The following is a 10,391-nucleotide window of genomic DNA, read 5'->3' on the forward strand; positions in this document are numbered from 1 at the left end:
AATCGCCTAGTCTCTGCGATTGCTTCGCTTCGCTCGCAATGACGGATTATTGCTAATCAAGGGGATGACTAACCCAGATTTGGTATTACCCATTGATTCTTTGAGTCCGCGTAGGCGGACTTCGTTTGTGTAGTAGCGGTTTCAACCGCCGACTGCTGCAATTGCAATGAAGTAGTCAAACAACCATTTAACTAAAAAGTTTAATCACTTTGCCACCAATAGTCAAGTAGTTATTTAACTATTTCAGAAAAGCCCCTAGCAGCGTAAGATAGAGATAACCACCAACTTAAATTCCCCACACCAACTGCTGATGACGGATAGTTGCGACGACGACCTCCAAGCGATACCTCTCCCAGTGCCCGCCAAAAGCGACGCTGAGCTCCGAGTGAGGATTTTTGCTGCACTTTCCGACCCCACACGCTTGCGAATTGTTGAGCTTTTAGCCAAGCAGGGGGAAATGAGCAGTTCAGAAATTGCTGCTGCTGTCGGAATTAGCCTCGCCTTATTTTGCCATCACTCTAAAACTTTGGCCGGGGCCGGTCTCATCCAAATTCGCAAAGAAGGTCAGACTAAGTACAATTCCTTAAATCGCGAATTGCTGATCTGTTGTTTTGGTAGCTTCTTTCAATAATTGAGTTTCACCTCTCCCCTACAAGGAGTTAGGTCTTTATCAAAAATAGGATAATCTCTAAATTGCTTACTGTCAACCACAGAAATTTAATGTGACCAGTATCACAAAAAACCCAAAGATCGATCGCTCGATCGCGCCGACTTTGGTCACAAATTCAATTGAGAACGATCGCATACCTTTAAGTAGTTGAATCACTAGAGTGCTTGGGAAAATGCGAGATATTAGAATTGTCGAGTTCCAATCAACACTATGCAAGCTCAAGCTCTCCAAGCTGACCGCGCGATCGCCGAACTGTTCTATCACGTCTGTCAATCCGGTAAACTGACTCGCACTGACCGCTACGGACTCATGTCTGCACTCTTAGAGTGTGGCCTCAGCGAAGAAGATCGAGCCGCGATCGATCGCCTCATTCACGCCACCCGCCGAGGTTGGGTAACAATTTTAGATTAATTTCCTAGCTAGCAAATAGAGTTAATTATTTCTTATCTCTATCATCTTCTGACCTTATCAATTGCTGTAAATAATTCACTCAATTAACTATGTGGGAAAAAATAATCTTTCAATCCGGTCATAACCCGGTTGCTCGCAGCAACCGGGTTTTTTAACGTTCATTAGAAGCCACAATCCTATCCAGTCTTAAGCAAAACTATGTACCTTTGATATCGATCACAAACTTAGATTGATATGAATCACTAGCTCAGCTATAAATTATCACTTTGGTAGAGGTGTTCAATCACATTATTTGATATAGAAACCAGTCAAACTATAAAAAGCGAGTTACAAGAAAATCTAATGATGGCTCAAGCGCTTTTACCTCAATTTACTATTGCCGAGCTAGTTTTTCAGGTGTACCACTCTGGTCTATTGACTCGAAATCACCGGCAACAGCTCAGGACTGCACTCCTAGAACAAGCTCTCACAGAAGAAGATCAAACCGCCATTAACCGATTACTCCACGCTGTTCGCCGGGGTTGGCTGAAAGTAGTTGATTAAATTTAACAAGAAATCTAGTCCCTTCTTACCAAGATCGAACCAACAATCGGAACTGAGACACTCCTGAACTTTATTTACTCCGCATCGCGAGCGGTAAGAGGCAGACTTAAAGGTTTTTACCGGAAAGTCTGCCTCATCAGTCCATATATAGCTAGGGGCTAGGGGCTAGGGGCTACGATGCTCAGGACTAGGGAAGAGGGAAGAGAGCAGAGGGAAAAGCTTACTCTCTAAGGGATTATGAACCAGAGGTAAAAGTTGGAGTTGCCCTAACGGCCTTGGCGGTTGCTATATATGCTTAAAATATATTTCTACCTTCTCAATAACACCAGGGATGAGCGACCTTTACGTTTCTTGGTCAGAGTACCATCAGAAAATTGAGTGCCTAGCAGCAAACATTTATCAATCTCAATGGGAATTTAATCAAATTGTCTGCCTTGCTAGGGGCGGGATGCGGATTGGCGATATTCTATCGCGGATTTATAATTTACCTCTAGCAATTTTAGCTACTTCGTCTTACGGTGGATCGGGGGGTCAAGTGCGCGGTGAGATCCAATTTTCACGCGATTTAACTATGACCACGGCTAATTTAGGGACTCATGTTTTGTTGGTAGATGATTTAGTAGATTCAGGTATCAGTTTAGAGCAGAGTCAGATTTGGCTAAACACTCACTATGGTTCGGATATCAAAGAAATCCGTACTGCTGTCCTTTGGTACAAAGCTTGTTCGGTGGCAAAGCCTGACTACTATGTAGATTATTTAGTGGATAATCCCTGGATTCATCAACCTTTTGAACCCTATGAGAAAATGAATCCGGCTGATTTAGCGGTAGCCTTTGTGGGCTAATTAGTACACTTTTATCCTCTCCCTCTCAGGTCTAAAGACTCGTTCGTTTCCCACTTACCGAACTTTTTTATGACTATTTCTCAAGTTGCATCCCGTTCTCTAGTTGAAATCGCCATCCAAACCCGCCAAGCTGCGCGATCGCTGGCAGTATTATCGACCGAGGCAAAAAATCAAGCCATCGAAGCGATCGCGCAAGCCTTAGAAACAGCAGCCCCAGAAATCTTAGCAGCGAATGCGGCTGATTGCCAAGCGGCTGAGGCTGAAGGCATTGCCAAGCCGCTATACAATCGGCTGAAGTTAGACGCAGTGAAATTGCAAGGCGCGATCGCTGGTGTTCGAGATGTTGGCAAACTCGCCGATCCTGTTGGTGTCGTACAAATTAATCGCGAATTAGACCAAGGCTTAATTCTGAAGCGCATCACCTGTCCTTTAGGCGTGTTAGGAATCATTTTTGAAGCCCGTCCAGAGGCATTAATTCAAATAGTATCTCTAGCCATTAAATCAGGCAATGGCGTAATTCTCAAAGGTGGTAAAGAGGCGATTCGTTCTTGCGAAACCTTAGTAAAAATCATTCATAAAGCATTAGTGAAAACTGCCGTCAATCCCGAAGCAGTTCAGTTACTAACCACGCGGGAAGAAACTTTAGAAATGTTGCGTTTAGATGGCTACGTTGACTTAATTATTCCCAGAGGTTCTAACTCATTTGTACGATTTGTCCAAGAAAATACGCGCATTCCCGTATTAGGTCATGCTGAGGGAATTTGTCATTTATATGTGGACAAAGCCGCCGATTTTAACAAAGCCGTAGAAATTACAATTGACGCTAAAACTCAGTATCCAGCCGCTTGTAATGCCATTGAAACCTTATTAGTTCACAGTGCAATAGCCGCTGAGTTTTTGCCGATAGTTGCCCAGGCTTTACAAGCTGTGAAAGTAGAATTATTGGGCGATCCCAAAACCTGTAAAATTTTACAGATTGCAGCCGCAACCGAGGCAGATTGGTCAACGGAGTACAGCGATTCGATCCTATCTATTAAAATTGTCGATAGCTTAGAAGCGGCAATTAATCACATAAATACCTACGGTTCTAGGCACACAGATGCGATCGTTACTGAAGATATAGAAGCCGCTGAAACATTTTTAAATCAAGTCGATGCAGCCGGAGTTTATCACAATTGTTCGACTCGTTTTGCTGACGGTTTCCGCTATGGATTTGGTGCAGAAGTGGGGATTAGCACTCAGCAAATGCCACCTCGCGGGCCGGTTGGTTTAGAGGGGTTGGTGACATATAAATATCGAGTTGTTGGGGATGGTCAGATTGCGGCGAGTTATGTTGGTAAAGATGCCAAAGAGTTTACTCATCGGGATTTGTAAAAAAGTATCCTTGCCGATTTCCTTCTCTTCATTGCCGATCGCTTCCGAGTTGAGATAAGGTTGACAAATTTACCATAAAATGCAGTCACCATGAATCTCTCACCATCTCAGCCCGCTGTTCTGTGGAGGCAAGTCGGTGGTTTAGCTGCTGTACAGGCAGCTATTACCCTAACATGGATGATTTACCGCATCTATTTGCCTCAACTGCTTGCAGGTTTTGGCTTTCCAGGGCTAGAGCAGCCGGTATCAATTCTAGAAGATGCTTTAGCAGTAGCGCTCGAACCTATAATGGGGGGGCTTTCAGATAAACAGCGGCAATGGATGGGCTCTCGTTTTCCCTTAATTTCCTTGGGAATCATTCTCTCTTCAGCTCTTTTTATTGCCATTCCTGCTGTCTTCATTTTTGGCAAACCCTACCAAGTTTTCCGCTGGGTATTGCCTGTATTGCTTGTGGCTTGGGCTTTAGCAATGGCAGTTTTTCGGGCTCCGGCTGTCTCGCTGATCGGACAATATGCGGTTAAAACTCAATTGCCTCAAGCAATGAGCGTTTTGATTTTAATTGGCGGGTTGGCGGGGGCCGCAAGACCGATCGCTGGTGATTTTATTCTGAGTTTAGGGCCAGGGATTACTTTCACGATCGGTTCTTTAGTATTATTGGGAGCAGTGGCGGTATTGCGATCGCAAAAACCCGATATGTCTGTGGCGGAAACAGCAGTAAATCCTACCACAAATCAACCGCTTTCTATACCAGCGCTGGGATTAATTGCTGTAACTGGGATGAGTATAGCTTGTGGAACTCGCTTGATGTTAGGGGAGATTCTGCCGAAGGTGTTAGGAACTCAAATTGGGGGTACAGATGTGAAATTGCTGCTGGTGGGAATTGCGATCGCCTTAGCTTTTGCATCTTTACCCGCAGGAATTCTAGCCACCCGCGTTGGAAATCAGAAAGTAACGATCGCAGGATTAGTAGTCGCAGCCATGCTATTACTGGCATTAGTTTTTGCTCAGGGGACAGGGGCTATATGGATCTTAATAATTGCCCTGATTGCTAGTTATAGCTTAGTTGCTAATGGGGCGATTCCCTTTGTACTTTCCCTCATCCCACCGCACCGAGGAGGATTAGGCGTGGGGGTATATTTTGGTGGTTTTTCCTTAGCAATGAGTTTATATGGGGTGATTTTGGGGCCCATATTGAGAATATCTTTGCTTAACGCGGCAATTGTCGGCGCGATCGCATTTTTACTAGCGGGTGCTTGCATTGCCACCAGCAGTTTTAAGGATTTTAGAGTTTAAATCCTACTTAATTACGGCAGGGATTGGGACATTAGAAAAAACAGCTAGGTTGATTCCCAGTGTCGCGATCGCATCAGTTTAAACTAAGAATCTCAAATCCGAGCTTGACGTTCTTAATCTATTGTAATTAAGTTTCTCTTGCCTCATTCCCTAAAAATCTATCTTTAGGAATAGAGATAAAAGCAGCAAAATTAACAAAATTAATGATAAGACTTACGCACTAAATTAGGAGAAAAAAGATGTCTAAAGAACAAAAAAGCAACAAAGAAACCAAAAAACCAAAAAAAGATGCTCAAGAAAAAGATGATAAAAAGAAGAAAGACCCGAAAAGATATGACAGTTAGTAAGCAGAACAAGGTACTTGGGGGATTTTTAAAGCCTTGAGCTGCTCACTGCTGCGGTAAAAATTTCTCAACCCGTCGCACTCATTTCTTGCATTTGCCCAACTGTCATATTACCCGCCGCAGTTAAGCAGAAATAGCGCCTTGTCGATTCTGGCATTGTTGCCCCCGCTAACTCAGTCCCCTCAAAATTGGCTCCCATTAAAGTCGCCTCGCTCAAGTCGGCTTGGCTTAAGTTTGCCTGAGACAGTCTACTCCAGTTTAAGTTTGCTTGTACTAAGCAAGCTCGCACCAGATTTGCCTTTGTTAAGTCTGCTCCCGTTAACTTGACGCTACGCAACTGAGCTGCGTAAAAATTAGCCCCTACTAAGTTTGACCCTTCTAAGTTGACTCCATTAAGTTTCGCTTCGCTCAAGTTGACACCATTGAGATCCACTCCACCCAAATCGATACCGTTGAGGTGAGCTTTCCTGAGACTAATACCTGTTAGTTGAGCTCCAAAAAGTTTTGCACCGCTGAGTTTGGCACCGTAGAGGTTTGCCCAATTGAGATTTGCCCCCGTCAGATTTGCGCCCCGCAGGTTGGTTAATTGCAGCTCGGCACTGCATAAGTTGGCGTTCCAGAGGATAGCATTGCGTAGGTTAGCACCGGTTATATTCGCGCCGCTGAGTTTTGCTCTGGGTAGTTTAGATTTTACTAGGAAAGCTCCGCTGATGTTTGCCTTCGTGAGGTCAGCATCCGCCAGTCTAATTTCGCCCATTTTGGCAAAACTTAGATTCGCTCTGTGGAGGGAAGCGCCATTGAGTTCTGATTTGGTGAGAAAGGCCCGGCTCAGATTAGCTCCCGACAGGTTAGCCCCGGAAAGGTTGACTCCGATTAAGATGGCTCCGCTAAGGTTAGCCGAGCTGAGATCGGCCCCAGCAAAGTCTCTGTCTCCGTTCTCGTAACGCTTGAGCAGTTCGCTTACTTCCATCTAAGTAGACTCCTGATACCAGCAATTTAAGTATATATCTTAACTCTTAATAAAGATTTTATATTTGTTTTTGCCTGCGCGATCGCAGTTAATAAGAGTGTGGGAATTAACTTAATATTTCTCAACACTAATTGTTGCTTTTTATGGAGTTTTTATAAGAAAATATCCGTAACGCCGCCCTCTGGGCGGTAACAATACCGCCAGGATGGCGGCGTTACGTACCCTACTTTACTTTTTAACTGGCTCTGAAGGTAAGAAAAATTGTACATTCCCATCTTCGTCCTGTTCCATTCGAGATCCCAAGGATAACAGAGCACTCTTGGCTCTTTCCCGGACTAAGGGATCTTTAGTTTCGTAGTAAACCGAACTCCAAGCCTGAAACCGTATAAGGATACTATCGGGGTCTCGTTTCAAGAATTCGGCCGTTTGTCGCAATAGCGGCGCAACTCTGCGATCGCCAGTTCCTAAAGCCCAGTCCGCAGCCATTTCATGAGAGCGAATAGCCCCAGGGATATCCCCTAATAGGAGGAATTGATCGAGACCTTTAAACCGCCACACCCGCCAAGCTTGAGGGTCAATCTGGGGAGAAAGAGCATCAGTACCGCGATCCATCATGGGAATAGCGACTTCAGGTTTGCCCAGATAGTAGGAAATTGCTGTAGAAAGAAAAGGATAAATATCAACCCATCGCGGGTCACGCATGGTTATGATATCAAAGTAGGGTGTATTGAGAGCATAGCCAGTTTGCGATCGCACCTCGCTATCGCCAAAATACTGGATGAATTTCAGGAAAGTCCAATCTGCAATTAAATTATCAAACCCAAAAGTAGGCGAAACTTTGGCCAATTGGAGCCGTAGAGCTTCTTGCTCTTGGAGTTCAGACAAGCTAATCGCAGGTGCGCCCGATGCGTTGGCACCATTTTGACCATCTGCCGATAGCCCCCCCAATTGCCGATCGCTCTGTATCACAGTAATACCTGCCAAGGCAGTCAAAACTATAGCGATGTTGGCGATTTTACCTAACCACTTTTGGGATTGTTCAACTTTCCTATCCACTGCACATCCAATTTGTAGCTTTTAATTTAATAGACTTACGTATCACGCTTGGAAACGCAAGAGGCAAAGCAGTGAATTTACTGCCTTGACGGTGGCGCTACAAATAGATTTCGCAAGTCCTATTTAAGTTTAATCAAATAAAGCTGTCATTGCTTGGCAATTCATAGAGAAGGTCGCTAGACTATTTAAAGGATAATAGCCTCCTGCCAATTAAGTATTCTGGTTTTAGATTTTAACGCCAATCTAAAATCTAAAAAATAAAATCGATTCGAGCGAAATTCAATGAACCTAGCCTCAAGACGATTTTCCAAGTTCCGTACTGCCCTCTTGAGCGGGGCGATCGCAACAACTGCCTCCGTTACTTTATTTGTTCCCGGCCTGAGCCAATCCGTCCGTGCCGCACTTCAGGACAGCCCTAAAGCTGTTTTAGACGAAGCGTGGCAAATTGTTAACCGGGATTATGTAGATCCCAGCTTTAATAAGGTCGATTGGCAAGCCGCAAGGCAGCAGTTGCTCAACAAAGATTATACTTCTCGCGAAGAAGCTTATAGCGCTCTCCGCAAAGCCTTAGAGAAGTTAAACGACCCCTACACGCGCTTTATGGACCCAAAGCAGTACGAAGCGCTAACCAACCAAACTTCAGGGGAACTGACAGGGGTCGGTATGAGGTTGGAACAGGACGAAAAAACTAAAACGATCTCCGTGGCCGAACCAATGGAGGATTCTCCTGCGATCGAGGCTGGCATTCAAGCCGGAGATCAAATTTTAGCAATTGACGGTAAATCTACCGAAGGCCTGACCGTGGGTGACGCTGCTGGCTTGATTCGGGGCTCGGAGGGAACAAAAGTCACTCTCAAAATTGGCAGAACTGGAAAAAGTCCATTTGAGGTAACTCTGACTAGGGCCAGAATTGAAGTAGCCGCCGTTCGCTATAACCTCAAGGAGGAAGGGAAGACGCGAGTTGGCTACATCCGCTTGCAAGAGTTCAGCGCTCACGCAGGCGAGCAAATGCAAAAAGCAATTAAAAAACTTAAGGATCAGAAAGCTGATGCTTTCGTCTTAGATTTGCGCGGGAATCCAGGGGGACTTTTGCGAGTCAGCATTGACATTGCCCGGATGTGGATGGATACAGGCGCGATCGTGCGTACAGTAGACCGCGAGGGAGGAAGCGAAGAAATGCGGGCAAATCGCACTGCGATTACTGATAAGCCTTTGGTGGTTTTAGTTGATGACAATTCTGCCAGTGCTAGCGAAATTTTAGCCGGAGCCCTCAAGGATAACAAACGCGCGACTGTAATGGGCGGTCAAACCTTCGGGAAAGCGCTTGTACAGTCAGTGCATTCCCTCTCTGACGGTTCGGGATTGGCCGTAACGATCGCTCACTACTACACTCCCAACGGTACTGACATCAGCCACAAAGGGGTGACACCGGATATTAAAGTGGATGTTACGGACGAGCAGAAGTTACAACTAGCCAGTAAGCCATCGCTAGTAGCAACTCAAAATGACCCTTGCTACGCCCGTGCGATCGCACTTTTGAAAACTAATCCTTCGACCCGTCCTCTTGCTGCTAACGAGATTCGTTAGATGAGCAATTAGGTGTAATTAAAGTAGGGCAGATAATATCTGCCCTACTTTTTAGTATCATCCGTAACGCTGCCCTCTGGGCGGTAACAAAACCGCCCAGAGGGCGGCGTTACGGATATCTATATCAATGACCCATTACCCTTACAATTTGAAATCAAAACTTCCTATTTGACTAGCTTGCACACCTGATAGCAATGCCAAGACTTCCCCACTAATCGAGTGACTAATTAAAGTTGCATCCTGACCTTGAGTAATACTTAACTGGTCGAAGGTCAAACCCCCCGATAAGCCCAAAAGATCTTCCCCTTTCGTAAAATCAGCAATGATGTCCAATCCTTGACCTATACCTAATACAAATACATCATTCCCGCTATCACCGATTAGGGTATCGTTCCCCAAGTCTCCATATAAAATATCATCACCGCCGCAACCAAAGAGAGTGTCATTGCCCTTACCTCCATAGATAGTATCATTTCCCCCACATCCATCAATAATATCGTTATTTCCATTACCGCTCAAATAATCATTAGCTTGACTGCCACACAGAGTATCGTCCCCTAAGTTTCCCCAGAGAGAATCTTCTCCTTTACTGCCAACTAATACATCATTATTTTTGCCTCCAAATAGGGAATCATTTCCTTTGCCCCCATCAATAAAATCATCTCCTTGATTGCCATTAATTAAATCATTTTTTTCTCCACCATTAATTGAATCTTGACCGCGATTTCCCAAGATAAAATCTTGACCTTCGCCACCTAAGAGAATATCATTATTTTTACCTCCTAAAATGAAATCATTTCCCTTGCTGCCATCAATGAAGTCACTACCTTCATTGCCGTTAAGTATGTCCTTACTGTTGCCACCATAAACGTTATCGTTGCCTAATTTACCATAGAAAATATTCCCACTATCTCTACCATAAAAAGCATCATTTTCTGGTGTTCCGAACTGGATGCTATTAGTGTTGTTGCTAGTGTTGTTGCTGTAGATAATATTATCTACAGCATTAGGTTTATTTAGATCGGGACGCACTATTTCCCCGCAAAGACAGGGAATATCTGAGTTGGTTAAAGAAGAGAAAGGGGAAGAACTTATTGTCTCTGTTGGCGTTGGTGTGCCAATAGGTGTTGGTGTTGCTGTTGGAATTGGCGTATTTGTTGATGTTGGAATGGGTGTTGCTGTTGGTGTTGGCGTTCCCGTGGGAATGGGTGTTGGTGTTGGTGTTGCTGTGGGAATGGGTGTTGGTGTTGGTGTTCCTGCTGGAATGGGTGTTGGTGTTGGTGCTCCTGTGGGAATGGG

At 44.7% G+C, this 10,391-nt stretch carries 10 protein-coding genes; 7 read left to right on the forward strand and 3 right to left on the reverse strand.

Features of this window, described 5'->3' with window-relative positions; translation table 11 throughout:
- Nucleotides 1-310: 310 nt before the first annotated feature.
- From PN499_RS04695 to PN499_RS04720, 6 genes are all read left to right on the forward strand, one after another.
- Entirely contained in the window at nucleotides 311-631 is a 321-nt protein-coding gene (locus tag PN499_RS04695) for an ArsR/SmtB family transcription factor (RefSeq protein ID WP_272030523.1), read from the forward strand.
- A gap of 249 nt (nucleotides 632-880) precedes the next feature.
- On the forward strand, nucleotides 881-1,081 hold the full coding sequence (locus PN499_RS04700; RefSeq protein ID WP_272030524.1) for a hypothetical protein: 201 nt from the start codon (nucleotides 881-883) through the stop codon (nucleotides 1,079-1,081).
- 342 nt (nucleotides 1,082-1,423) lie between these two features.
- Nucleotides 1,424-1,624, forward strand: coding sequence for a hypothetical protein (locus tag PN499_RS04705; protein ID WP_007357960.1), 201 nt, complete (start codon nucleotides 1,424-1,426; stop codon nucleotides 1,622-1,624).
- A gap of 331 nt (nucleotides 1,625-1,955) precedes the next feature.
- Nucleotides 1,956-2,468, forward strand: coding sequence for a phosphoribosyltransferase (locus PN499_RS04710; protein ID WP_272030525.1), 513 nt, complete (start codon nucleotides 1,956-1,958; stop codon nucleotides 2,466-2,468).
- A gap of 69 nt (nucleotides 2,469-2,537) precedes the next feature.
- On the forward strand, nucleotides 2,538-3,842 hold the full coding sequence (locus PN499_RS04715) for a glutamate-5-semialdehyde dehydrogenase (protein WP_272030526.1): 1,305 nt from the start codon (nucleotides 2,538-2,540) through the stop codon (nucleotides 3,840-3,842).
- A 90-nt stretch (nucleotides 3,843-3,932) separates the two neighbouring features.
- Complete coding sequence (locus PN499_RS04720) at nucleotides 3,933-5,135, forward strand: MFS transporter (protein WP_272030527.1); 1,203 nt, start codon at nucleotides 3,933-3,935, stop codon at nucleotides 5,133-5,135.
- Nucleotides 5,136-5,546: 411 nt separating this feature from the next.
- On the opposite strand, the gene PN499_RS04725 is transcribed toward PN499_RS04720, so the two are convergent.
- Nucleotides 5,547-6,449: a pentapeptide repeat-containing protein gene (locus PN499_RS04725; protein WP_272030528.1), complete on the reverse strand. Its 903-nt coding sequence runs from the start codon at nucleotides 6,447-6,449 to the stop codon at nucleotides 5,547-5,549.
- Nucleotides 6,450-6,677: 228 nt separating this feature from the next.
- Entirely contained in the window at nucleotides 6,678-7,505 is an 828-nt protein-coding gene (locus PN499_RS04730; protein WP_272030529.1) for a hypothetical protein, read from the reverse strand.
- Between the two features lie 282 nt (nucleotides 7,506-7,787).
- Between PN499_RS04730 and ctpB the strand changes: the two genes are divergently transcribed.
- A complete protein-coding gene (gene ctpB, locus PN499_RS04735; protein WP_272030530.1) occupies nucleotides 7,788-9,092 on the forward strand; it encodes a carboxyl-terminal processing protease CtpB in 1,305 nt (434 codons plus the stop codon).
- A 141-nt stretch (nucleotides 9,093-9,233) separates the two neighbouring features.
- Here the strand turns inward: ctpB and PN499_RS04740 are convergent.
- The coding region (locus tag PN499_RS04740) for a calcium-binding protein (protein ID WP_272030531.1) at nucleotides 9,234-10,391 on the reverse strand (1,158 nt) is incomplete at its 5' end.

The organism is Kamptonema animale CS-326, from assembly GCF_028330895.1.
In the GTDB taxonomy this organism is placed as follows: domain Bacteria; phylum Cyanobacteriota; class Cyanobacteriia; order Cyanobacteriales; family Microcoleaceae; genus Kamptonema; species Kamptonema formosum.

What these genes read in the sequence shown, in the direction of transcription:
- PN499_RS04695 (WP_272030523.1), top strand. Translation starts at nt 311, where the DNA reads ATGACGGATAGTTGCGACGACGACCTCCAAGCGATACCTCTCCCAGTG.
- PN499_RS04700 (WP_272030524.1), top strand. Translation starts at nt 881, where the DNA reads ATGCAAGCTCAAGCTCTCCAAGCTGACCGCGCGATCGCCGAACTGTTC.
- PN499_RS04705 (WP_007357960.1), top strand. Translation starts at nt 1,424, where the DNA reads ATGATGGCTCAAGCGCTTTTACCTCAATTTACTATTGCCGAGCTAGTT.
- PN499_RS04710 (WP_272030525.1), top strand. Translation starts at nt 1,956, where the DNA reads ATGAGCGACCTTTACGTTTCTTGGTCAGAGTACCATCAGAAAATTGAG.
- PN499_RS04715 (WP_272030526.1), top strand. Translation starts at nt 2,538, where the DNA reads ATGACTATTTCTCAAGTTGCATCCCGTTCTCTAGTTGAAATCGCCATC.
- PN499_RS04720 (WP_272030527.1), top strand. Translation starts at nt 3,933, where the DNA reads ATGAATCTCTCACCATCTCAGCCCGCTGTTCTGTGGAGGCAAGTCGGT.
- PN499_RS04725 (WP_272030528.1), bottom strand. Translation starts at nt 6,449, where the DNA reads ATGGAAGTAAGCGAACTGCTCAAGCGTTACGAGAACGGAGACAGAGAC.
- ctpB (WP_272030530.1), top strand. Translation starts at nt 7,788, where the DNA reads ATGAACCTAGCCTCAAGACGATTTTCCAAGTTCCGTACTGCCCTCTTG.